19 protein-coding genes and 1 pseudogene are annotated in these 24,372 nt (G+C 74.9%); 17 read left to right on the top strand and 3 right to left on the bottom strand.

The window, feature by feature from the left end; genetic code table 11:
- Window positions 1-9 precede the first annotated feature (9 nt).
- Complete coding sequence (locus IF23_RS0108835) at window positions 10-1,776, bottom strand: beta-galactosidase (RefSeq protein ID WP_245654934.1); 1,767 nt, start codon at window positions 1,774-1,776, stop codon at window positions 10-12.
- 124 nt (window positions 1,777-1,900) lie between these two features.
- Between IF23_RS0108835 and IF23_RS0108830 the strand changes: the two are divergent.
- Window positions 1,901-2,770: pseudogene (locus IF23_RS0108830) on the top strand (helix-turn-helix domain-containing protein); the annotation flags it as partial.
- A 3-nt stretch (window positions 2,771-2,773) separates the two neighbouring features.
- Here IF23_RS0108830 and IF23_RS0108825 read toward each other — a convergent pair.
- On the bottom strand, window positions 2,774-4,192 hold the full coding sequence (locus IF23_RS0108825; protein ID WP_030281624.1) for an MFS transporter: 1,419 nt from the start codon (window positions 4,190-4,192) through the stop codon (window positions 2,774-2,776).
- A gap of 289 nt (window positions 4,193-4,481) precedes the next feature.
- Between IF23_RS0108825 and IF23_RS0108820 the strand changes: the two genes are divergently transcribed.
- From IF23_RS0108820 to IF23_RS0108765, 12 genes are all read left to right on the top strand, one after another.
- Window positions 4,482-6,005 (top strand): aldehyde dehydrogenase family protein, encoded by a 1,524-nt coding sequence (locus IF23_RS0108820; protein WP_051739436.1) that lies wholly within the window; start codon window positions 4,482-4,484, stop codon window positions 6,003-6,005.
- A 62-nt stretch (window positions 6,006-6,067) separates the two neighbouring features.
- On the top strand, window positions 6,068-6,994 hold the full coding sequence (locus IF23_RS0108815; RefSeq protein ID WP_030281621.1) for a VOC family protein: 927 nt from the start codon (window positions 6,068-6,070) through the stop codon (window positions 6,992-6,994).
- Complete coding sequence (locus IF23_RS0108810; protein WP_030281619.1) at window positions 6,991-7,827, top strand: aspartate dehydrogenase domain-containing protein; 837 nt, start codon at window positions 6,991-6,993, stop codon at window positions 7,825-7,827. The genes IF23_RS0108815 and IF23_RS0108810 overlap by 4 nt, the downstream gene beginning before the upstream one ends.
- Window positions 7,824-8,618, top strand: a complete 795-nt coding sequence (locus IF23_RS0108805; RefSeq protein ID WP_030281617.1) for an alpha/beta fold hydrolase — start codon at window positions 7,824-7,826, stop codon at window positions 8,616-8,618. Before IF23_RS0108810 ends, IF23_RS0108805 begins: the two co-directional genes overlap by 4 nt.
- A 34-nt stretch (window positions 8,619-8,652) precedes the next feature.
- Complete coding sequence (locus IF23_RS0108800) at window positions 8,653-9,174, top strand: cupin domain-containing protein (RefSeq protein WP_030281616.1); 522 nt, start codon at window positions 8,653-8,655, stop codon at window positions 9,172-9,174.
- Window positions 9,174-9,926: an SDR family oxidoreductase gene (locus tag IF23_RS0108795; RefSeq protein ID WP_030281614.1), complete on the top strand. Its 753-nt coding sequence runs from the start codon at window positions 9,174-9,176 to the stop codon at window positions 9,924-9,926. The genes IF23_RS0108800 and IF23_RS0108795 overlap by 1 nt, the downstream gene beginning before the upstream one ends.
- Before the next feature lie 65 nt (window positions 9,927-9,991).
- A complete protein-coding gene (locus IF23_RS0108790) occupies window positions 9,992-10,780 on the top strand; it encodes an SDR family oxidoreductase (protein WP_030281612.1) in 789 nt (262 codons plus the stop codon).
- 26 nt (window positions 10,781-10,806) lie between these two features.
- Window positions 10,807-12,453, top strand: coding sequence for a thiamine pyrophosphate-binding protein (locus IF23_RS0108785; RefSeq protein ID WP_030281611.1), 1,647 nt, complete (start codon window positions 10,807-10,809; stop codon window positions 12,451-12,453).
- Between the two features lie 47 nt (window positions 12,454-12,500).
- Window positions 12,501-13,436 carry a PDR/VanB family oxidoreductase gene (locus IF23_RS0108780; protein ID WP_051739449.1) on the top strand — a complete coding sequence of 312 codons (936 nt, stop codon included), beginning with the start codon at window positions 12,501-12,503 and terminating at the stop codon, window positions 13,434-13,436.
- Window positions 13,437-13,459: 23 nt separating this feature from the next.
- Window positions 13,460-13,681 carry a recombinase-like helix-turn-helix domain-containing protein gene (locus IF23_RS0108775; protein WP_030281608.1) on the top strand — a complete coding sequence of 74 codons (222 nt, stop codon included), beginning with the start codon at window positions 13,460-13,462 and terminating at the stop codon, window positions 13,679-13,681.
- Between the two features lie 3 nt (window positions 13,682-13,684).
- Entirely contained in the window at window positions 13,685-14,728 is a 1,044-nt protein-coding gene (locus IF23_RS0108770) for an aromatic ring-hydroxylating oxygenase subunit alpha (protein ID WP_030281606.1), read from the top strand.
- Window positions 14,729-14,839: 111 nt separating this feature from the next.
- Complete coding sequence (locus tag IF23_RS0108765; protein ID WP_030281604.1) at window positions 14,840-16,027, top strand: serine hydrolase domain-containing protein; 1,188 nt, start codon at window positions 14,840-14,842, stop codon at window positions 16,025-16,027.
- Window positions 16,028-16,103: 76 nt separating this feature from the next.
- Here the strand turns inward: IF23_RS0108765 and IF23_RS0108760 are convergent, their stop codons facing one another.
- Window positions 16,104-16,652: a MarR family winged helix-turn-helix transcriptional regulator gene (locus tag IF23_RS0108760; protein WP_030281602.1), complete on the bottom strand. Its 549-nt coding sequence runs from the start codon at window positions 16,650-16,652 to the stop codon at window positions 16,104-16,106.
- Window positions 16,653-16,836: 184 nt separating this feature from the next.
- Here IF23_RS0108760 and pepN point away from each other — a divergent pair, with 184 nt between their 5' ends.
- The 4 genes from pepN to pyk all read left to right on the top strand — a co-directional run bounded on the left by pepN (window position 16,837) and on the right by pyk (window position 24,306).
- Complete coding sequence (gene pepN, locus IF23_RS0108755; RefSeq protein ID WP_030281600.1) at window positions 16,837-19,422, top strand: aminopeptidase N; 2,586 nt, start codon at window positions 16,837-16,839, stop codon at window positions 19,420-19,422.
- Window positions 19,423-19,692: 270 nt separating this feature from the next.
- Complete coding sequence (locus tag IF23_RS0108750; protein WP_030281598.1) at window positions 19,693-21,303, top strand: pyridoxal phosphate-dependent decarboxylase family protein; 1,611 nt, start codon at window positions 19,693-19,695, stop codon at window positions 21,301-21,303.
- Entirely contained in the window at window positions 21,303-22,715 is a 1,413-nt protein-coding gene (locus IF23_RS0108745) for a lysine N(6)-hydroxylase/L-ornithine N(5)-oxygenase family protein (RefSeq protein ID WP_051739435.1), read from the top strand. Before IF23_RS0108750 ends, IF23_RS0108745 begins: the two co-directional genes overlap by 1 nt.
- Before the next feature lie 154 nt (window positions 22,716-22,869).
- Window positions 22,870-24,306, top strand: coding sequence for a pyruvate kinase (gene pyk / locus IF23_RS0108740; RefSeq protein WP_030281596.1), 1,437 nt, complete (start codon window positions 22,870-22,872; stop codon window positions 24,304-24,306).
- Window positions 24,307-24,372: the final 66 nt, after the last annotated feature.

The following is a 24,372-nucleotide window of genomic DNA, read 5'->3' as shown; positions in this document are numbered from 1 at the left end:
GTCCGCCCCTCACGGCACCAGCCGCGGTACGCCCGCCTCCGCCGCTCCGGCCAGTTCCAGCAGCAGCAGTTCGTTGGGGCCCTCGTGCAGTACCGGGCCCGGAGTGTACAGGTCGAGTTGGGGACCCTGTGACCAGTAGCGGCCGAGGGGGAAGCCGTTGAGCCAGGCGAAGCCCCTGGTCCAGCCGGGGAGTTCGAGGCGGGCGTCGCCGGTGGCGCCGGGCGGGACGGTGACCGTGCCGCGGTGCAGCCCGCGCGCCCCGGGGCGGGGCGGGCCGAACGGCAGCCGGGCCACCGCCGCGGCGTCCTCCAGCGCGTCCAGCCGCAGGCCCCGCGCCCGTACGCCGTGCAGATACTGGCGCTCGTGCAGTACCCCGCCCGTGAGGCCCTTGGACTCGCCGAGGCGGGGACCGTAGTTGACCCGGCCCAGGGACTCCACCCACAGCTCCACCTCCGCCGGGCCCGCCACGTCGCCGAGCAGTGCGTCCTCGGCCGCCAGCTCCGGGCCCGGCACGCCGTCCACGAACGTCACCGCGCGGTCCCGCAGCCCCCGCAGCCGCAGCGGGTACGGCTGCCGGGGGCCCGGGATCCGCAGCCGGTAGCGGACCAGACCGCGGTCCACGTCCACCTCCTCGAAGGTGGCGGGGACGGGCGTGGTCACCTCCGGGCCGCCCAGTGTCTCCAGGACCGTGTCGGGCGCCGCCCACCGGTCGAGGCGGACGTCCACCGGCGCGGCCAGCACCGGCCAGGGCGCGGGCGGCGGGGGCGGCGGGGCGTCGGTGTACGGGGCGAGCGCCTCGCGGAAGAGGGTGAACTTGGCGGTGGGGCGGCCGCGTTCGTCGATCGGGGCGGCGTAGTCGTAGGAGGTGACGGTCGGCCGGAGCGGGCCGTCGTGCAGCTCCCCCGCGCGGTTGGCGCCCGCGTGGCCGCCGAAGCTGGTGCCGCCGTGCGCCATGTAGAGGTTGACGGACGCCCCGCACTCCAGGGCCGCGCGCAGCTCCCGTGCCGCCCGCTCCGCACCGTCCGGCGCGGGCTCCTCGCCCCAGTGCGCGAACCAGCCGCACCACAGCTCCGCGCAGAACAGCGGGCCGGACGGCCGGTGGCGGCGGAGCGCGGCGAACGCCTCCGGGGCGCCCGAGCCGAAGTTCACCGCGGCGAGCACACCCGGCAGCGAGCCGCCGGTCAGCATGTGGTCCTCGGGCCCGTCGGAGGTGAACAGCGGCACCGTCACACCCCGGTCGCGCAGCAGCTCCGCCAGCCACGCCAGATAGGCGGTGTCCGATCCGTAGGAGCCGTACTCGTTCTCCACCTGGACGAGGACCACCGGGCCGCCGGTGGTGCACTGGCGGGCGGTGATCTGCGGCAGCAGCGCCGTGAACCACCGCTCCACCGCCGCCAGATACGCCGGATCGGTGGTGCGCACCCGGCGGCCGAGCGGCCCGGTCAGCCAGTGCGGCAGCCCGCCGTTCTCCCACTCGGCGCAGATGTACGGGCCGGGCCGGACGATCGCCCGCAGCCCGGCGCGCCCGACCGCGTCCAGGAACCGGCCCACCGCGGCGACGTCCCGCGGCTCGCCGGGGCGGGGTTCGTGGAGGTTCCACGGGACGTATGTCTCCACGCAGTTGAGGCCCAGGGCGCGCAGCAGCGCCAGCCGGTGGTCCCACTGTTCCTCGTGGACGCGGAAGTGGTGCAGCGCCCCGGAGAGCAGCCGCACCGGCCGCCCGCCTTGGAGGAACTCCCGCTCACCCACCGCGAACGCGGCCGCCTCGCCTGTCACCGTGGAGCCCGCCCTCCGTCGCCGCCGTCGTGCCGCCCACCCTCGCCCCCTGGCGGGGCGGCGGTCCATGGACAAAGATCGGCGCTGATTGGACGGAGCGGCGGACGGCGGCGGGGAGGCGGCGATGTACCACACCTGGATGCGCTACTTCACGCCCACACCGGTCCACCACCGCCTGGGACTGGTCTGTCTGGGCGTCGGTCTCCAGCACGGCAGGCTGCCGCCGGTCGGGCCGCGCACCCTCGACCACCATGTCGCGCTGGTGATCAGCGCCGGGCGCGGCTGGTACGCGGGGACCGACGGCCGGATCCGGGAGATCACTGCGCCCGCGCTGCTGTGGCTGCTGCCGGGCGTCGTCCACCACTACGGCGCGGACCCGGACAGCGGCTGGGACGAGAGCTTCGTCGACTTCACCGGACCGGCCACCGCCACCTACCGGGAGCTGGGGTACATCGAGGCGGACCGCTGCCCGGTGCCGCTCACCGACACCGTCGCGCCGCGCGCCGCCGTCGGCCGGATCGCCCGCGCCGCGCGCCGCGACAACCCGCTCCTGGAGGTGGAGACCTCCGCCGCCGTCCACGAACTCCTCGTCGCGCTGCGCCGGGCCCGCGCCGGGACCGGGGCGGACGGCGACCCGGTGCTGCGGGCGCTGGCCCGGGACGCGTTCGCCCCGCTGACGGTGGCCGGGCACGCGGCGCGGAACGGTATGACGCCCGCCGCGCTGCGCGCCGCGGTGCGCCGGGCCGCCGGGTGCACCCCCAAGGACTATCTGCTCGGCATCCGGCTGGGCCGGGCCAAGGAGCTGCTGGCGGCGACGGAGCTGCCCGTCGCCGCCGTGGCCCGCCGGGTCGGCTACGACGATCCGGCGTACTTCAGCCGCCTGTTCACCCGCCGGGTCGGCACGCCCCCGGTCCGCTTCCGCGAACGGCAGGGGCGCAGTGTGCCGGGCGGCTGGTCCGACACGGTGCCCGACCCGGACGATCCGCCGGTGCTGCGGTCAGGGGGAGACCTCCTCCAGCGGCCGGTCGCGGGTCTCCTCGGCGAAGAGGGCGGCGGCCAGCGCACCGGCGGCGGCGACCGCGGCGAGCACCGCGAACACCGCGGGCAGTCCGGACGCGGCGTACACCGCGCCGACGACGACGGGCCCGCCGATCACCCCCAGCCGGTTGACCGCACCGCCCGCGGCGCAGCCCAGCGCCCGCATCCGGGTCGGGTACAGCTCCGGGGTGTAGAGGTACAGGCAGATGTTGGAGCCGAAGAAGCAGACCGCGGCGAGTGAGGTCCACAGCAGGACGCCGCCGGTGGATCCGGCGCCGGTCAGGGCGAGGACGAGCAGGGTGGCCGCGGTGCCGCCGAGGAAGAGCGGGAAGATCCGGCGGCGGCCGATCCGGTCCACGGTGAGCGCGGCGACCAGACAGCCGATCAGTCCGGCGACGGAGGTGACTGTCGAGGCGAGCAGCGCGTCGCCGAGCGAGAGGTGGAAGCGGCTGCCGTAGATGCTCGGCAGCCAGGACGTGATGCCGTAGTTGACGAAGTACCCGGTGAACCAGAGGGCGGCGAGGACGAGGGTGCGGCGGCGGTAGCGGCCGGTGAACAGGCCCCGGACGCCGGTGGCGGCGCGTTCGGCGGGGGTGGCGGGCACGACCGGGCCGTCGCCCGCGGGCGCCGGGGCGGGGCCGGTGACCGGGGGCAGCGGGCGGCCCGTCGCCGCCTCGACCTTCCGCTCGATCAGCGCCATGGTCGCCTCCGCCTCCGGCAGCCGCCCGCGGTCGGCGAGCCAGCGCGGGGACTCGGGGACGGTGCGGCGCACCAGCAGCGCCAGCAGTCCGGGGAGCGCGGCGAGCAGATACATCCAGCGCCAGCCGAGAGCCGGGACGATCCAGGCGGCGGCCAGCGCGCCGACGGTGAGCCCGGCGGGGAAGACCAGTTCGTAGAGGAGGACGAAGCGGCCGCGGCCCAGGCTGCGGGTGATCTCGCTGATGAAGGTGGCGGCGACCGGCACCTCCCCGCCGATGGCCAGGCCCTGGACGAAGCGGAGCGCCATGAAGGAGCCGGGGCCGTTCGTGGCCGCGAGGGCGGCGGAGGCCAGTCCCGACAGGCCGATGCAGGCGGCGATGACGGTGACCCGGCCGTGCCGGTCGGCGAGGCGGCCGGAGAGCAGCGCGCCGAGGAGCATGCCGACCGAGCCGACGGTCATCACCAGGGTGGCGCCGCCGGTGGACAGCGCCCATTCCTGGCGGAGTTCGGGCATCGCGTAGGCGATCAGCAGTTGGTCGAAGGCTTCGAAGAAGGTCACGACGCCGATGACGACGCGGACGGTGACGTGCCAGCGGGACAGCGGGAGTCGTTCGAACCGGGCGGCGAGCGCGGCGCGGGCGGCGCCGGTCTCGCGGTCCGGGGAGGCGGCAAGGCTCATCCGGGGATTCCTCCAGGCCCGCGGCGGGGCGGGAGAGGGGCAGGGCAGGGGGGAGGGCGAGGCGCGGCGGGGCGGCGGTTGGGGAGTCCGCGAGATGTCCCGTCCGTAAGCGCAAAGCTTCTAAGCGCTTAAGTTCTACCGACCGCAGGGGCGGGGTCGTCAAGGGGTTGGACCGGGAAAGTTTTCCGGCCGACGGGGGTTGCCAGGAAATAGTTAAGTGCTTAGATTTCTGGCGCTGAAGCAATCCGCTCGGCACACCCCCGCCCAACTCCCGCCCAGGAGGCCCCGGATGACCGTCGACGCACCGGTGGACGACCTGGTGCCCGCGCCGGGCGCCACCCCCGACGAGATCCTGGTCGCGGGGGAGTGGCGGCGCGGCACCGGCGCCCCGATCACCACCGTCGACCCGGCGACCGGCCGCACCCTGACCACCGTGACCGGCGCGGGCACCGCCGACGTCGACGCCGCGGCCACCGCCGCCGCCCGCGCCGCCGCCGACCCGGCCTGGCGCCGCCTGCCGCCGCATCTGCGCGCCCGGCTGCTGCACCGCGTCGCCGCGCTCGTCGACACCCACGCCGACGCGCTCTCCGCACTCCAGACCGCCGACACCGGCAAGACCCGCGCCGAGACCCTCGCCCTGGTACGCAGCGCCGCCGCCACCTTCCGGTACGTCGCCGCCGCCGTGGAGACCGCCGAGGACGCCGTCACCCCCTCCCGCGGCGACTACGTCACCCTCAGCCGCCACACCCCGATCGGCGTCGTCGCCGCCATCACCCCCTGGAACTCCCCGATAGCCAGCGACGCCCAGAAACTCGCGCCCGCCCTCGCCGCCGGGAACGCCGTGCTGCTCAAGCCCGCCGAGTGGACCCCGCTCGTCGCCCTGGCCCTCGGCCGGATCGTGCACCACGCCCTGGCCGCGGAGGGGCTGCCGCCCGCGCTGCTCGCGGTGCTGCCCGGGCCCGGCACCGTCACCGGCGACGCGCTCGTGCGCCACCCGGCCGTCGGGAAGGTCGCGTTCACCGGCGGCACCCACACCGGACGCGCCATCGGCCGGATCGCCGCCGACAAGATCATGCCGGTCTCGCTGGAACTGGGCGGCAAGTCACCGACGGTCGTCCTCGACGACGCGGACACCGAAACCGCCCTGGCCGGGGTCTTGTTCGGGATCTTCTCCTCCAGCGGCCAGAGCTGCATCGCCGGATCCCGCCTCTTCGTCCACCGCGCCCGCTACGACGCCTTCCTCGACGAACTGACCGCCCGGACCCGCGCCCTGCGCGTCGGCCCCGGCACCGACCCCGCGACCCAGGTCGGCCCGCTCGTCCACCACCGCCACCGCGACCACGTCGCCGCCTACGTCGATCTGGCTCGCGAGGAGGGCGCCCGGGTCCGCTGCGGCGGCGCCGCACCCGAGGGCGCGCGCTTCCGCGACGGCGCCTACTACCTCCCCACGATCCTCGACGGGCTGCCGCCCACCGCCCGGGTCTGCCGGGAGGAGATCTTCGGACCGGTCCTCGTCGCGCTGCCCTTCGACGACGAGGACGACCTCGTCGCCCAGGCCAACGACACGGTCTACGGCCTCGCCTGCGGACTGTGGACCCGCGACGCGGCCACCGCCTGGCGGGTCGCCGACCGGATCGACGCCGCCACCGTGTGGATCAACACCTACAAGCAGTTCAGCGCGGCCACCCCGTTCGGCGGGATGAAGGAGAGCGGGCTGGGCCGGGAGAAGGGCCGCGACGGCATCCGCGCCTACCAGCGGCAGCAGAGCCTCTACTGGGGCACCGGCGGCCCGCTGCCCTGGGCCGCCTCCTGACCCCCGCCGTACCCGCCGCGCGCCGTCCGTCCCCCCGCCCCCGTCCGAAGGATGCCGAACCGATGCCCCACGAGCCCGTAGCCCGGCTCCGCGCCCTGCGCGCCGTCGAACTCCGCACCCCCGCCGTCACCGAGGCCACCGACTTCTACCGCGAGGTGTGGGGCCTGGAGACCGTCGGGGCCGAGACCGGCGCCGCCTGGCTGCGCGGCACCGGCCCCGAGCACCACGTCCTCTCCCTCACCCACGCCGACCGGCCCGCCCTCGGAAAGATCAGCTTCGCCCTCGCCGGCCCCGCCGAGGTCGACACCGCCGCCCGCCGCCTCGCCGCCCGCGGCATCGTCCCCGTCCACGGACCCGGCCCGCTCGACCAGTTCGGCGGCGGCTACGGTCTGCGCTTCACCGACCCCGAGGGGCGGCTGCTGGAGCTGAGCGCCCACGTCGAGGCCGTCGCCCCGCGCGGACGGGACGCCGCCGTCCCCGTCGGCGTCACCCACACCGTCCTCAACACCACCGACATCGACGCCGCCGTCGCCTTCTACACCGACGTCCTCGGCCTGCGGGTCTCCGACTGGTCCGAGCACCAGATGGCCTTCCTGCGCTGCAACGCCGACCACCACTGCCTCGCCTTCAACCAGGCCGACTGGGCCTCCCTCAACCACGTCGCGTACGAGATGACCTCGGTCGACCACTTCATGCGCGGCCTCGGACGGCTGCGCCACCACGGCATCACCCCGCAGTGGGGACCCGGGCGGCACGGGCCGGGCGACAACACCTTCGCCTACTTCACCGACCCGTCCGGACTGGTCTGCGAGTACACCTCCGAGGTCGCGCAGATCGTCGAGGACGCCTGGATCGCCCGGGTCTGGCGCCGCACCCCCGAACTCTCCGACCTGTGGGGCACCGCCGGGCCGCCGTCCCCCGCCATCCGCCGCCACATGGCCGGTACCCCCGACCCCGGCCCGCTCGCCGCCCCGGAAGGAACCGCATGACCGCCGTATCCGCCGCCCCCGCCACGCCGCCCGCCACCCGCGCCCCGCGCCGGGTCGGCCTCATCGGCTGGGGCGCCATCGGACGCGTCGTCGGCACCGCGCTGGCCGCCGGTGAGGTCCCCGGCGCCGAGCTGACCTGCGTCGTCGACAACCGTCCGCTCGGCGACGCCGCCCCCGCCCCGCAACTCCCCCTGGAATCCGCGCTGACCTCCTGCGATCTGATCGTCGAGGCCGCGGGCCAGGGCGTGGTCCGCGCCCACGGCGAGGAGATCCTCACCGCCGGGGCCGACCTGCTGATCGCCTCCACCGGCGCGCTCACCGACGACGCCCTCACCGCCCGGCTGCGCGCCGCCGGACCCGGCCGCGTCTACTTCACCGGCGGCGCCGTCGGCGGCCTCGACCTCCTCCAGGCGGCCCGCGCCCTCGGCCCGCTCACCGAGGTCACCCTCACCACCACCAAGCTCCCCGCCACCCTCGAACAGCCCTGGATGGACGAGGAGTTGCTGCACCGGATGCGGACCGCCACCGGGCCCGTCGAGGTGCTGCGCGGCTCCGCCCGCGAGATCCCCGCGAAGTTCCCCCGCTCCACCAACGTCGCCGCCTCCGTCGCCCTCGCCGTCGGCGACCCGGACGCGGTACGGGTCAGCGTCGTCGCCGACCCCGCGGCCCGCCACACCCGCCATGTCGTCGAGGCGTCCGGCGGTCACGGCAGCTACCGCTTCGAGGTCCGCCATCTGCCCGACGCGGACACCCCGGCCACCAGCCAGGTCGTGCCCTACGCGGTACTGCGCTCCCTCGCCGCCCTCGCCGGACGCCCCGGAATGATCCTGTGACCGCCCACGACCTCGCCGGACTCCAGGTGACGGAGAGCGGCGGCACCGGGCCGACGGTGCTCTGCCTGCACGGCATCGGCTCCTCCTCCGCCGCCTTCGCCCCGCAGTTCGCGACCCTCGGCGACCGGCTCCACCTGCTCGCCTGGGACGCCCCCGGCTACGGCGCCTCCACCGACCCCGAAGCCCCGCTCGACCTGGACGGCTACGCCGACACCGCCGCCGCCCTGATCCGGGAGCACGGCGGCCCGGTCCACGTCCTCGGCGTCTCCTGGGGCGGCGTCATCGCCCTCCGCCTCGCCGCCCGCCACCCCGCCCTCGTCGCCTCGCTGATCGTCGCCTCGTCCAGCGCGGGCTCCGGCACCGACCCGGCGAAGGCCGCCGGGATGCGCGCCCGCGCCGCCGAACTCGCCGACCTCGGCCCGCGCGCCTTCGCCGCCCGCCGCGGCCCCCGCCTGGTCTCCGACGCGGCGCCCGAGGCCCTCGTCCGCCGGGTCACCGACACCATGGCCCGCGCCGTCCGGCTGCCGGGCTACGGATACGCCGCCGAGGCGATGGCCGCCACCGACCTGCGCGGCGAACTGCCCGGCATCACCGCGCCCGCCCTCGTCCTGAGCGGCGACCTCGACCGCGTCACCGGCCCCGGGGCGAGCCAGCTCCTGGCCGGTGCGCTGCCCCGGTCCGCGTACGTGATCGTCAAGGACGCCGGTCACCTCGCCAACCAGGAGCGGCCCGAGGCGTTCGACGCCTGGCTCCTCTCCCACCTCCGTATCACCGCCGGTCTCGGCGACTGATCACCCCACCCGCACCACGGAAGGCAGTTGCACCATGCCCCTCACCACCGACGCCTACGACAACGGCGGCGACCTCGCCGCGTACACCGACTCCCTGATCGCCACCAAGGACTCCCGCGAGCCCGACTGGGACACCCTCGCCTTCCAGACCAAGGCCGGTGACCAGTACCGCCGCGCCCAGATCCGCTACGTCGGCTCCGGCGCCACCGGCGACCACGACGGCGACAACCGCATCCTGCCGTCCGGCGGCTTCACCTTCTCCAACATGCTGCTGCCGCCCGGCGCCGAGGGCCCCGAGCACACCCACCACGACGTCGAGGAGGCGTTCTTCGTCCTGGAGGGCGAGGTCCGCGTCGGCATCCACCGCGGCGACGGCGAGGCCGAGTACCGCACCCTCGGCTACCGCGACATGATCGTCGTGCCCGCCGGGGTGGCCCGCAGCCTCAAGAACGAGGGCGCCACCGACGCACTGTTCTGCGTCGTCATCGGCACGCGGAAGCCGCAGGTCCCCACCTACCCCGCGCACTCGCCGATGCACGGCGTCACCCGCGACTGATGGCCGCCCCCGCAACCGGCACCGTCGTCGTCACCGGCGCCGGCCGTGGCCTGGGGGAGGCCATGGCCCGCCGGGCGGCCGAGGACGGCCACCGCGTCGTCGTCGCCGAACTCGACGCCGAGCGCGGCACCGCCACCGCCGCCGCCCTCCGCGCCGACGGTCTCGACGCCCACTTCGTCCGCTGCGACGTCGCCGACCCCGCCTCGGTCGCCGCCCTCGCCGCCGCCACCGCCGCCCTCGGCCCGCTGTACGGCCTGGTCAACAACGCCGGGCTGGCCAACGGCGTCGGCGGCAAGGAGTTCTGGGAGCTCACCGTCGAGGAGTGGGACCGGCTGATGACGGTCAACGCCCGCGGCCCCTGGCTCGTCGCCCGCGCGCTGCTCCCGCAGCTCCTGGCGCACGGCACCGGACGCATCGTCAACCTCGCCTCCGACGCCGCCCTCTACGGCTCCCCGCGCCTCGCCCACTACATCGCCTCCAAGGGCGCCGTCATCGCCCTCACCCGGGCGATGGCCCGCGAACTGGGCGACCGGGGCGTCACCGTGAACGCCGTCGCCCCCGGCCTCACCGCCTGCGAGGCGACCGAGAACGTCCCCGCCGAACGCCATGAGCTCTACCGGCTGGGCCGCGCCGTCTCCCGCCCGCAACGCCCCGACGACCTCATCGGCCTGGTGGCCTTCCTCCTCGGCGAGGAGTCCCGCTACCTCACCGGCCAGGTCATCGCCGTCAACGGCGGCTTCACCATGCACTGACGAACCCGTCCAACTCCCTTGCGTAACAAGGGGGTTGCGGTATCCGTGACCCCGAAAGGACCCCCATGGACCTCGGCCTCGCCGACCGCACCGTACTCGTCACCGGCGGCACCTCCGGCGTCGGCCTGGCCACGGTCCGCGCCCTGCTCGACGAGGGCGCCCGCGTCGCCACCTGCGCCCGCACCCCGGAACCGCTGACCGCCCTCGCCGACGCCCTCGGCGCCGGACCGGACCGGCTGCTCACCGGCGCCGCCGACATCCGCGACGCCGACGCCACCGCCGCCTTCGTCCACCGCGCCGCCGACCACTTCGGCGGCCTCGACGGCCTCGTCAACAACGCCGGACAGTCCCGGATGAAGCGCTTCGCCGAGACCACCGCCGAGGACTGGCGCGACGAGCTGGAGCTGAAGTTCGCGGGCGTGCTGCACACCCTGCGCCCCGCCCTCCCGCACCTTTGCGCCTCCGACGCCGCGGCCGTCGTCAACGTCAACGCCGTCCTCGCCAAGGAACCCTCACCCCGGCTGATCACCACCAGCGCCGCCCGCGCCGGAATCCTCAACCTCTCCGCCTCCCTCGCCCGCGAACTGGCCCCCGACGGCATCCGCGTCAACTCCGTCTGCCTCGGTCTCATCGACACCGGCCAGTGGACCCGCCGCCACGCCGCCTCCGGCACCCCGCAGAGCTACGACACCTGGCAGGCCGAACTGGCCGCCGACCGCGGCGTCGCCCTCGGCCGCCTCGGCCGCGCCGACGAGGTCGCCTACGCCGTCCTCACCCTCCTCGCGCCCCGCGCCTCGTACATCACCGGCACCGCCCTCGACGTCTGCGGCGGCGTCGCCCGCTCCGCCGCCTGACCCGCACCCCTCCGGGAGACCGCACCATGTCCCAGCCCCACGGCGGCGATCTGCTCGTCGCCCTCCTGCGCGACCTCGGCGTCGACACCGTCTTCGGCGTCGTCAGCGTGCACAACCTGCCGCTCGTCGAGGCCGTCGACCGCGATCTGCGCTTCGTGCCCGTCCGCCACGAGGCCACCGCCGTCAACGCCGCCGACGGCCACGGCCGCGCCCGCGGCGGCGTCGGCTGCGCCCTCACCAGCACGGGCACCGGCGCGGGCAACGCCGCGGGTTCCCTGATCGAATCGCTGGCCACCGGCAGCCGCGTGCTCCACGTCACCGGCCAGATCGACAGCCACCACCTCGGCGCCGGACGCGGCTACATCCACGAGACCCGCGACCAACTCGGCATGCTCCGCGCCGTCAGCGCCCATGCCGCGACCGTCCCCGACGCCGCGGGCGCCGGTCGGGTCCTGCGCGACGCCGCCGACCACCTCTGCGGCCCGACCGGCGGCCCCGCCAGCGTCGAGTGGCCCATCGACCTCCAGTACGCGCCCCAGGACCCGGCCGACCTGCCCGCCGCCCGCCCGGCACCGGAGCCCGTCCGGCCCGCCGCCGACGCGCTCGACGCCGCCGCAGGCGCCCTGGCCGCCGCCCGCCGCCCCCTCGTCTGGGCGGGCGGCGGCGCCACCACCGCCGGACCGGAACTCACCGCCCTCCTCGACAAGACCGGCGCCGGACTGCTCACCTCCAACTCCGGCCGCGGCGCCGTCCCCGAGACCGACGACCGCTGCGTCGGCAACTTCGCCACCACCCCCACCGGCCGCGCCCTCCTCGCCGAAGCCGATCTGCTGCTCACCGTCGGCAGCCACTTCCGCTCCAACGAGACCGCCGATTGGAGCCTGGAACTCCCCGCCGTCCATCTCCAGATCGACCACGACCCGGCCGCCCTCGGCCGCTCCTACCCGGCCACCCACCCGCTGCACGGCGACGCCGCCACCGCCCTCACCGCCCTCCACGACCGCCTCACCGCCCGGCCCGCCGCAGGCCCCGACCCCGCCTGGGCCGCCCGCATCCGCGAGGCCCGCGAGGCCGTCCGCGCCGAACTCCGCGACCGCATCGGCCCGCAGGCCGCGCTCTGCGACGCGATCCGCGCCGCCCTGCCGCCCGAAGCCGTCCTCGCCCGCGACGTCACCGTCCCCGCCAGCAGCTGGGGCAACCGCCTCCTTACGATCCACCACCCGCACACCAACGTCTTCCCGCGCGGCGGCGGCATCGGCCAGGGCCTCGGCATGGGCATCGGCGCCGCCCTCGCCACCCCCGACACCCCCACCCTCGTCATGGCGGGCGACGGCGGCCTCGCCGTCCACCTCGGCGAACTCCTCACCCTCGCCCAGGAACGCCCCCGCCTGACCCTCGTCGTCTTCAACGACGGCGGCTACGGCGTGCTCCGCAACATGCAGGACCGCTACTTCGACCGCCGCTCCGGCGTCGACCTCGCCACCCCCGACTTCGCCGCCCTCGCCCACGCCACCGGCCTGCCCTACGCCCGGATAGCCGCCGAGGACGACGCCGCGCCCGTCCTGACCGCCGCCACCGCGAGCGACGGCCCCACCCTCGTCGAGGTCGATCTCACCGCACTCGGCCCGATGAAGACCCCGTTCACCCCGCCCGTCGCACTGCCCGCCCGGTAAGGAGGACGACCGTGTCCGACACCCCCTTCGACCTGCTCGTCCACCGGATGACCCGGGAGGCCGACGACGTCCTCTCGCTGGACCTCGTCCACCCCGACGGCAAGCCGCTGCCGCCCTGGGAGCCCGGCGCCCACCTCGATCTGCACACCGGCGGCCGGATCCGCCAGTACTCGCTCTGCGGCGACCCGGACGACACCACCCGCTACCGCGTCGCCGTCCTGCACACCCCCGACTCCCGCGGCGGCTCCGCCCACGTCCACACCGTGCTGCGCCCCGGCTCAGCCGTCCGCGTCCAGGGCCCCCGCAACCACTTCGCCCTCGAACCGGCCGCCCGCTACCTCTTCGTCGCCGGTGGCATCGGCATCACCCCGCTGCTCCCGATGGTCCGCCACGCCCACCGCACCGGCACCCCCTGGCAGCTGCTCTACGGCGGGCGCCGCCGCACCAGCCTCGCCTTCACCGACGCGCTCACCGCCCTCGCCGACGGCGTCACCGGCCACTGCGACCTGCGCCCCCAGGACGTCCACGGCCACCTCGACCTCGACGCCGCCCTGACCGGACTGCCGGACGGCACCCTCGTCTACTGCTGCGGCCCCGAACCGCTCCTCGCCGCCGTCGAGGAACGCTGCGCCGCCCTCGGCCTCACCGACCGGCTGCACACCGAACGGTTCGCCGCCCCCGCCCCGCCCGACGGCGCCCCGGCACCCGCCGACGGCCACGGCTTCGACGTCGAGTGCCGCCGCAGCGGCCGCACCGTCCGGGTCGCGGACGGCACCTCCATCCTCGACGCCGTCGAGGGCGCGGGCATCGACGTCCCCAGCTCCTGCCGCGACGGCATCTGCGGCACCTGCGAGACCCGCGTCCTGGACGGCACCCCCGACCACCGCGACTTCCTGCTCAGCGACGCCGAACGGGCCGCCGGGACCTCCCTGATGATCTGCGTCTCGCGCTGCGCGGGCGACCGCCTCGTCCTCGACCTGTGACACCCCGAACCCCCGGAGGCACCGTGAACCCCGGCCCGTACCTGGACATCCACCAGTCCCGTACCCACGAACCGACCCCCTACGAGATCAAGCTCGCCCGCACCCTCGAAGAGATCTTCACCGAGGTCGGCCACGAACTGACCGACGTCGTCGCCGGGCTGAACGACCGCCAGGTCCACACCCCCGACGGCGAACCCTGGACCGAGCGGTCCTTCCGCGCCGAGATGCACCGACTGGGAGCGTGACCCGTGACCGCAGCGACCACCCCGACCACCGGCACCCTCGCCGACCGGTTCTACGCCACCGGGCTGCGCAACCAGTGGCACCCCGTCGTCCCGTCCCACTTCGTCGCCCCCGGCGGGATGCGCCGGGTCCGGGCCCTCGGCGAGGACTGGCTCCTCTTCCGCCGCGCCGACGGCCGCCTCCACATGCTCGCCGACCGCTGCCCGCACCGCGGCGCCCGGCTCTCCCTCGGCCGCCACCTCGGCGACCGCGTCGCCTGCTGGTACCACGGCGTCGAGGTCGACGGCACCGGCACCGTCACCTCCGTCCCCGGGCTGCCCGGCTGCGCCCTCGAAGGCAAACAGCTCGTCACCAGCCCCCCGGTCCGCGAGGTGGGCGGCGCCGTCCTCGCCTACTTCGGCGACGCGCTCCACCCCGAACCCTGCGAACTGACCCTGCCCGAGCCGCTCACCGACCCCGGCACCGACGCGTTCCTCTGCTACGCCGAGTGGGAGACCCCCTGGCGCTACGCGGTGGAGAACCTCCTCGACCCGATGCACGGCCAGTTCCTGCACCACGAGTCGCACACGATGGGGGAGGGCGACACCACCGCGAAGTTCCGCATCCGGGAGACCGACCGCGGCTACTTCTTCGAGAAGACCGACCAGCGCGGCGTCAACTTCGACTGGGTCGAACTGTGCCGCACCGGCGTCGACTGGGTCGACCTCTCCATCCCCTACCCGCCGTCCGCCGGTCCCGGCGGCCCCTTCGGCATCGTCGGCATGGTCTGCCCCGTCGACGAACGGCGCACCGGCGTCTTCTTCTGGCGCTACCGCCACGTCACCGACTGGCGGCGCGACAGCTGGCGCTTCCTCTACCGCACCCTCATCGAGGAACGCCACTGGCACGTCCTCGAACAGGACCGCGTGATGCTGGAGGCGATGCCGTACGACGCCGACACCGCCGAGAACCTCTACCAGCACGACCTCGGCGTCGTCCGGCTCCGCCGCCTCTACCGCGCCGAGGCCGAGAAGCAGGCGGCCGCGCTGACCGCCGCCGGGCACGCCTGACGCGCCCGAGGACCGGGCGCGCCGACCCCAACCCTCAACCGTGCGGCCTCCGTTCGGCGTCCTGATCACCGAGGGGCAGCTCCGCCCCTCGGCGACCGGGGAGGCCCACCCATGAAGAGACCGACCGCCCGCACCGTCTCCGCCGCCCTGGCCTGGGCACTCGCCGCCGGGGCGGTGGCGTTCGCCCCGGCGGCGAGCGCCGCCCCGGCCGCGTCCGGCGACCACGGCGCGACCCGCGCCGCCCTGCGCGCCCTCGTCGAGCGGAGCGGGCTCCCCGGGGCGGCCGCCACCGTCCGCGACGGCACACAGGACTGGTCGGCCGCGGCGGGGTACGCCGACACCGCGACCGGCCGGGAACGCGCCCCCGGCAGTGAGCACTTCCGTGGCGCCAGCATCACCAAGACGTTCATCGCCACCGTCCTGCTGCAACTGGAGGCGGAGGGGAAGCTGAGCCTGGACGACTCCGTCGAGACCTGGCTGCCCGGGCTGGTGCGGGGCAACGGCTACGACGGCGCCACCATCACCCTCCGCAGCCTCCTCAACCACACCAGCGGCCTCGCCAACCACACCGAGGACCCCGCCTTCGCCCACGACACCACCGGCCCCGGCTTCCCCGAGCACCGCTACGACACCCACACCCCCGAGGAGTTGGTGGCGACGGCGCTGAAGTACCCGCCCCGGCCCGACCCGGCGAAGCACCCGTACTACTCGAACACCGCCTATGTGATCGCCGGGATGGTCATCGAGAAGGCGACCGGCCGCCCGTACGCCGAGGAGGTCACCCGCCGCGTCCTGCGGCCCCTGAAGCTGACCGGGACGTCGTTCCCCGGCACCTCGCCCCGGATGCCGGACCCGCACCCCGTCGGCTACTCCCGCCTCGACCAGGAGGGCCCCGACGCGGAGAGCCACGACGCCACCGAACAGAACATGACCTGGCTCGGCGCGTCCGGCGACCTCATCTCCACCGCCGGTGACCTCAACCGCTTCCAGCACGCCCTGCTGACGGGCCGGCTGCTGCCCCGGGCGCAGCTGACGGAGATGCTCGACGAGGTCCCGGCGGGAGGCGGCATCGGCTACGGTCTCGGCGTCGAGTTCGCGCGGCTCTCCTGCGGGGTGCAGGTCGTCGGCAAGTCCGGCAGCACCAACGGCTCCCTCTCCGGGATGCTCGCCACCCGGGACGGACGCCACCGACTGACGTTCAACGTCAACGGCGACTGGCTCCGGGACAGCTCCCGCTACACCGACGTCATCGAGGCGGAGTTCTGCGGCAAGGTCCCGCCCGCCCACCGCCCCGGCTGACCACGCTCCCCGGCACCCCCAGGGGCGGCCCGCCTCCGCGGCAGCCGCCCCTGACGGCCGTGGCCCGCCCGGCGGTTCAGGCGGACGGGCCCCGCTCCGCGCCCCCGGGCCCGTCCGCCTCCGTGATCGACCGCTCCAGCTTCGACAGCAACCGCGCCAGCTGACGGCACTCGGCGGGGGAGAGCCCGGCCAGCATCCGCCGCTCGTTCTCCAGATGCTCGGCGAAGAGCGTGTCGATCCGCGCCAGCCCCTCCTCCGTCAGCCGCGACCGCACCACCCGCCGGTCCTCGGCGTCCCGCTCCCGGACGATCAGCCCGTCCTTCTCCAGCCGGTCGATGCGGAGCGTCACCCCCGCCGACGAGATCAGCCCGGAGTCCGCCAACTGCCCGGCCGTCCGCCGGTAGGGACGGCCCGCCCGCCGCAGCGCGGTCAGCACGTCGAACCCGGCCACCGACAGCCCGTGCGACTCCACCGACGCCGTCAGCCGCGCGCTGTAGCGCAGAAAGGTCCGGTGCAGCCGTGCCAGCACCTCCAGCGGCGAGGTGTCCAGCTCCGGCCGCTCCCGCCGCCAGTCCTCCACGATCCCCGCCACCGCGTCCGACCGCTCCGCCGACCTGCGCGCCATCTCCGCCCCTCCCGGGCCCCGATCCGCCCTGCTCACCGGGATTACTTTAGTACTGAGAATCCGCACCGCTGAAGCTTCCCCGGGACACCCCGCGAGCCCCCGGGAGCCGCGCCCCGCACGGCACCCGGAACCCTCCCGGCGAAACCCCGTGCGGGGAAACCGGCCGGTACGGCAGCATGACCCCATGCCCGCACTCCAGCGCGACGAGGCGCAGACCCGAGCCGGACTCCTCGACGTCCGCCACCACACCATCCACCTCGACCTCACCCAGGGCGAGAAGCACTTCGGCTCCCACGCCGACATCCGCTTCACCGTCCGCGACGGCGTCGCCGACGGAGCCCCCGTCACCACCTTCTTCGAGGTCAAGCCCGCCGCGCTGCTCGCCGTCACCCTCGACGGCACCCCGCTCGACCCCGCCCTCCTCGACGACAACCGCTTCCCGCTCACCGACCTCGCCCCCGGCGACCACGAGCTCCAGGTCGAGGCGCGCATGGCCTACTCCCGCACCGGCGAGGGCATGCACCGCTTCACCGACCCCGCCGACGGCGAGGCGTACGTCTACACCCAGCTGTTCATGGAGGACGTCCAGCGCGTCTTCGCCACCTTCGACCAGCCGGACCTCAAGTCGGTCTTCGCCCTCACCGTCACCGCCCCCGAGGAGTGGTCCGTCCTCGCCAACGGTGTCACCACCCACGAGGGCGGCGGCGTCTGGCGCGCCGCCTCGACGCCGCCGATCTCCACCTACCTCGTCGCCGTCGCCGCCGGTCCCTGGCACTCCGTCCGCACCGAGCACGCCGGGTTGCCCTTCGGCATCCACTGCCGCCGCTCCCTCGCGCCGTACCTCGACGCCGACGCCGAGGAGATCCTCGACCTCACCCGCCGCTGTTACGACCGCTACCGCGACCTCTTCGACGAGCCGTACCCCTTCGACTCCTACGACCAGGCGTTCGTCCCCGAGTTCAACGCCGGTGCGATGGAGAATCCGGGCCTGGTCACCTTCCGCGACGAATTCGTCTACCGCTCCGCCGTCACCGACACCGAGCGCCAGACCCGCGGCATGGTCATCGCCCACGAGATGGCCCACATGTGGTTCGGCGACCTCGTCACCCTCCGCTGGTGGGACGACATCTGGCTCAACGAGTCCTTCGCCGAGTACATGGGCTACCAGGTCCTCTCCGAGGCCACCCGCTTCACCGACACCTGGGTCGACTTCGGCACCGTCCGCAAGAGCTGGGGCTACGAGGCCGACCAGCGCCCCTCCAGCCACCCGGTGGCCCCCACCCCCGAGGACGTCCCGGACACCGCCTCCGCCCTCCTCAACTTCGACGGCATCTCCTACGCCAAGGGCGCCTCCGCACTGCGCCAACTCGTCGCCTGGATCGGCGAGAAGGACTTCCTCGCGGGCATCAACGACCACCTCACCCGCCACCGCTTCGGCAACGCCACCCTCGCCGACTTCCTCGACTCCCTCGCCCGCCACACCGACCGTGACGTCCCCGGCTGGGCCGCCCGCTGGCTGCGCACCAGCGGCCCCGACACCCTCACCGCCACCGTCGAACCGCAGGGCGACACCTGGCAGCTCGCCGTCGGCCACCACGGCAGCCGCCCGCACCGCATCGCCGTCGGTCTCTACGACGAGGACGCCACCGACCCGGCCCGCCTCACCCTCCGCCGCCGCTTCGAGACCGACATCCCCCAGGAGGCGGGCACCACCCGCCACCCCCTGCCCGGACCGGTCCCCGCCCTCGTCGTCCTCAACGACGGCGACCTCAGCTACACCAAGGTCCGTCTGGATCCGGACTCCTGGGAGACCGTCGCCCGCTCCCTCTCCGGCATCCCCGCCGCCGACGGCGGCGCGCTCACCCGGGCCGTGCTGTGGAACGCCGCCCGCGACATGGTCCGCGACGGCGACCTCCCGCCCGCCGCCTACCTCGACCTCGTCCGGCGCCATCTGCCCGCCGAGGCGGATCCGGCCGTCGTCGCCGGGGTGCTGCGGTTCGCCCGGACGCCCGTCGCCGACCACTTCCTCCCCGCCGCGGAGCGCCACACCGCCCTGGGCACGCTCACCGCCCTCAGCCGCGACATCCTCCGCCACACCGAGGGCGCCACCGACCCCACCGCCGCGAGCCTGCGGCTGACCGCGGTCCGCGCCTTCATCGACAGCGCCACCTCACCCGAGGGCATCCAGGACTGGCTCGACGACGGCAGCGTCCCCGGCGGCCCCGCCCTCGACCCCGAGCTGCGCTGGCGCATCCTCGCCCGCCTCGCCGCCCTCGGCGCCCTCACCCCCGCGCGCATCGACGACGAACTCTCCCGCGACCCCAGCGCCACCGGCGCCCAGGGCGCCGCCCGCTGCCGCGCCGCCCTGCCCGACCCGGCCGCCAAGGAGGCCGCCTGGCGGTCGCTGTTCACCACCGACCCCGAGGCCGCCCCCTCCAACTACCTCTTCACCGCCGCCGCCACCGGCTTCTGGGCCCCCGAGCAGCACGACCTCCTCCGCCCCTACGTCGCCCGCTTCTTCACCGACGTGGTCCCCCTCGCCACCCACCGCGGCCCCGCGCTGGCCGAGGCCGCCGCCCGGTACGCCTTCCCCGCCGCCTTCGTCGACGAGGAGACCCTCCGCCTGGGCCACGCCTGCCTCGCCACGGACGCCCCGACCCCCGCCCTCCGCCGCGGCCTCACCGATCAACTCGACGACCTCGCCCGCGCGTTGCGCATCCGCTCCGGCAAGGGAACGGCCGCCACCGGCGGCAAGGCGGGTGACGCCTGACAGATGACGTCCGACGCATGATCGGTACGTCAGGGGCGGGCCGCCGGGCACCCGGCGGCCCGCCCCGGCCTTTCCGGGGACCGCCGGGCGGCTCCCGCCCCGCCCGCCCGAACACACCTGCGGCTGCCGCCTCCCACGAATGGGTGGAACGTTCGCCCCCGGTGGCTACGCACCGTACGGGGAAAGTAACTTAGGGCCGCCTCATGGCTGCCCGTCATGGCAACGGAACAGCCGCCCCCTCCCCAACTCTCCACATGGAAGGGCACGTTCATGCCTGTGCCCGCCGCCGACGCCGCCCTCGCGGGCGGTATCGAAGGCCCCCGCGCGCTCCGCCCCCTCCTCTCCACCGTCCTCGACGCCCTCACCACCGGCGCCGAGGACCGCGCGGGCCCCCTCCCCGCCGGTGGCCCGGACGCCGTCGCCCGCACCGTCCGCGCCACCTGCGCCCCCCTCCTCCCCGACGACGGCGACGGTGCGCACGCGGCGCTCGCCACCCTCGTCCGCACCCTGGCCGCCGGTGCCGCCGACCCGGCCGACCCGCACTGCGCCGCCCATCTGCACTGCCCCCCGCTGGCCGTCGCCGCCGCGGCCGACCTCGCCGCCTCCGCCCTCAACCCCTCCATGGACTCCTGGGACCAGGCCCCCGCCGCCTCCGCCCTCGAAGCCCTCGCCACCCGCGAACTCGCCGCCCTCGTCTTCCCGCACGCCCCCCGGCGCGCCCGGACCCCGGACGACACCTACGCCCCCGCCGACGGCCCGGACGCCCTGCTCACCACCGGCGGCACCGAGTCCAACCAGCTCGCCGTCCTCCTCGCCCGCGAGGCCGCCCGCACCGCCCGGCACACCACGGGGGAGCGGTACGCCGGGGGAGCGCGCCCGGCGGCGGCCGCCCGGGCCCGCGCCGGACGGGTCGCCGGTGGCGCGGGCGCCGCACCGGTCGCCACCCTCGCGCCGCTCATCGGCGCCCCGCGCGGCCCCGTCGACGAACCGCCGCCCGCCCCCGCGCCGGAGGCGCCCGCGCTGCGGATCGTCTGCGGCGCCAACGCCCACCACAGCATCCACCGCGCCGCCTGGCTCCTCGGACTCCCCGCGCCGGTCACCGTGCCCACACCCGGCGGGGTGCTCGACCCCGCCGCCGTCGACGCCGCCCTCACCCGCCTCCACGGCCCCGTCCTGCTCACCGCCACCGCCGGGACCACCGACTCCGGCGCCCTCGACCCGCTCCCGGCCCTCGCCGACCTCGCCGCCCGGCACGGCGCGCGCTTCCACGTCGACGCGGCGTACGGCGGCGCGCTCCTCTTCAGCGACGCCCACCGCGCCCTCCTCGCGGGCCTGGACCGCGCCCACACCGTCACCCTCGACCTGCACAAACTCGGCTGGCAGCCGGTCGCCGCCGGACTGCTCGCCGTCCCCGGCACCGCCGACCTCGCCCCGCTCGACCACCGCGCCGACTACCTCAACGCCGACGACGACACCGAAGCCGGACTGCCCGACCTCCTCGGCCGCTCGCTGCGCACCACCCGCCGCCCCGACATCCTCAAGGCGGCCGTCACCCTCAAGGCCCTCGGCCGCCGCGGCATCGGTGATCTCGTCGACCGCACCCTGGCCGCCGCCGCCACCCTCGCCGACCTCGTCGAGGACCACCCCCACCTCGAACTCCACTCCCGCCCCACCCTCACCACCGTCCTCTTCCGCCCCACCGGCGTGGACGACGCCACCGTCGCCGCGATCCGCCGCACCCTCCTCGCCGACGGCCACGCCGTCCTGGGCCGCGCCGCCACCCCCACCGGACTCTGGCTCAAGGCCACCCTCCTCAACCCGCACGCCGACGCCGGTGACCTCGCCCACCTCCTGAAACTCGTGGAAGGCCACATCCCCTGATGAGCACCGAGCACCCCACCGGCACCGCCGCCCCCACCGACCCCCTCGACCTGGCGGGCATCGGCATCGGCCCCTTCAACCTCTCCCTCGCCGCGCTCGCCCAGCCGCTGACCGGTCTGCGCACCGCCTTCTACGACCAGCGCCCGGCCTTCCACTGGCACCCCGGTCTCCTCATCGACGGCGCCACCCTCCAGGTCCCGTTCCTCGCCGACCTCGTCACCCTCGCCGACCCCACCAACCCCTGGAGCTTCCTCAGCTACCTCCGCAGCCGCGACCGCCTCTACCCCTTCTACTTCGCCGAGCGGTTCCACATCCACCGCGCCGAGTACGACGCGTACTGCCGCTGGGTCAGCGAGAACCTCCCCGCCCTCCACTTCGGCCACCAGATCGACGCCGTCCGCTGGAACAGCTCCCACGCCGTCTTCGAGATCGACTCCACCCACCTCGACGCCGACGGCGAAGCCGAGGCGCTCGGCCGCAGCTACGCCCGTAACCTCGTCCTCGGCATCGGCACCGCCCCGCACGTCCCCGAGGCCCTGCGTCCCCTCGCCGAGACGCCCGCCGCGCCCGTCCTGCACTCGTCCGACTACCTCGACCACCGGGAGCGGCTGCTCGCCGCCGACCATGTCACCGTCGTCGGCGCGGGCCAGTCCGGCGCGGAGATCTTCCTCGATCTGCTGCGCGCCCGCCCCGAGGGCCGCGAACGCCTCCACTGGCTCGCCCGTACCCCCGCCTTCGCGCCCATGGAGTACAGCAAGCTCGGCCTCGAACACTTCACCCCGGACTACACCCGCTACTTCCACGCCCTGGCCGAACCGGTCCGCGACGCCCTCGTCCCCGGCCAGTGGCAGCTCTACAAGGGCATCGACCACGACACCCTCGCCGCCGTCCACGACGAGCTGTACCGCCGTACCCTGCACGGCGGTTGGCCGGACGCGGTCCTCACCCCCGGCGTCCGGGTGGAGGCCGCCGACCGCGCCCCCGGCGGCGGCGTCACGCTCCATCTCGCCCACGCCGAGCAGCACACCCGCACCCGGCTGACCACCGACGCCGTCGTCCTCGCCACCGGCTACCGCGAACGCCGTCTCGACACCCTCCTCGCCGCCCTCGACCCGTACCTGTGCCGTGACGACGCCGGTCGCCCCCGCGTCGACGCCGAGCACCGGCTCGTCCTCGACCCCGCGGTCACCGGCTCCGTCCACGTCCAGAACGCCGAACGCCACAGCCACGGCGTCGGCACCCCCGACCTCGGTCTCGCCGCCTGGCGCAGCGCCACCATCCTCAACTCCCTGACCGGCACCACCCCGTACCCGCTCCCCGACCGCACCGCCTTCACCACCTTCGGCCTCCCGCACCCCACCGCCCCCGCGGCGGCCACCGCGCCCCACGCGGCCCCCGCCCAGCAGGGCTGACGGCCCGTCCTGCAGAGCCCGAACACCCGGCCCGCCGCTCATCGGAGCGGCGGGCCGCCCATTTCCGTACTCGTCAACAACCTTTAAACCAGCGGTCGTTGAGCAGCCATCGCACCACCCTTCTCTACCAGTGGGTACGGCATAGGGTCGCCCCATGCGCCGAGCGAAAATCGTTTGCACACTGGGACCGGCCACCGACACGTACGAGCAGATCAAAGCCCTCGTCGACGCCGGCATGGACATCGCACGCCTCAACCTCAGCCACGGCACCTACGCCGATCACGAGGCGCGCTACACACGGGTCCGCGAGGCATCCGAGGCGACCCACCGCAGCGTCGGCGTCCTCGCCGACCTTCAAGGCCCGAAGATCCGCCTGGGCCGCTTCCGCGAAGGGCCCGTACTTCTCGAACGCGGCGACGCGTTCACCATCACCGTCGACCCCTCCGTGGAGGGCGACCGCCACCTCTGCTCCACCACCTACGACGGGCTCGCCGCCGACGTCACCACCGGCGAACGCATCCTCGTCGACGACGGCAAGGTCACCCTGGAGGTCACCGGCGTCGACGGACCCCGCGTCCACACCCGGGTCGTCGAGGGCGGCATGGTCTCCGACCACAAGGGCCTCAACCTCCCCGGTGTCGCCGTCTCCGTCCCCGCCCTCTCCGACAAGGACGAGGAGGATCTCCGCTGGGCGCTGCGCACCGGCGCCGACCTCATCGCCCTCTCCTTCGTCCGCAGCGGTCGCGACATCGAGGACGTCCACCGCATCATGCGCGAGGAGGGCCGCTTCCTCCCCGTCATCGCCAAGGTCGAGAAGCCGCAGGCGGTCGAGAGCATCGACGACATCGTCGCCGCCTTCGACGGCATCATGGTGGCGCGCGGCGACCTCGGCGTCGAGATGCCGCTGGAGGCGGTGCCGGTGGTCCAGAAGCGCGCCGTCAAGCTGGCCCGGCGCAACGCCAAGCCGGTCATCGTCGCCACCCAGATGCTCGACTCGATGATCGACAACTCCCGGCCCACCCGCGCCGAGGCGTCCGACGTCGCCAACGCCGTCATCGACGGCACGGACGCGGTGATGCTCTCCGGCGAGACGAGCGTGGGGAAGTACCCGACCGAGACGGTCCGCACCATGAGCCGCATCGTGGAGGCGGCCGAGGAGGACATCCTCGCCAAGGGCCTGCCGCCGCTGACCGACCGCAGCAAGCCCCGCACCCAGGGCGGCGCCGTCGCCCGCGCCGCCGCCGAGATGGGTGACTTCCTCGGCGCGAAGTTCCTCGTCGCCTTCACACAGTCCGGCGACACCGTCCGCCGTCTCTCCCGCTACCGCTCGCCCATCCCGCTGCTCGCCTTCACCCCCGACCCGGCGACCCGCTCGCAGCTCAACCTCACCTGGGGCGTGGAGACCTTCCTCGGTCCGACGGTCGACTCCACCGACGAGATGGTCGCGCAGGTCGACGAGCAGCTGCTGAAGATCGGCCGCTGTGAGCGGGGTGACCTGGTGATCATCACCGCCGGTTCACCGCCCGGGGTCCCCGGCTCCACCAACCTCGTCCGCGTCCACCGCATCGGCGAGGACGACGGCGGGAAATAGGGGGAGTCCGCAGTTCCACCGGAGGAAAGAGCCGCCCGTGCGCGGGCGTTGATGCCGGGCCGAGGT

The sequence above is a fragment of the Streptomyces catenulae genome (genome assembly GCF_000718015.1).
In the GTDB taxonomy this organism is placed as follows: Bacteria; Actinomycetota; Actinomycetes; order Streptomycetales; family Streptomycetaceae; genus Streptomyces; species Streptomyces catenulae.
Note: the sequence above shows the minus strand (reverse complement) of the source record. Positions and strands in the feature narration are given on the sequence as shown.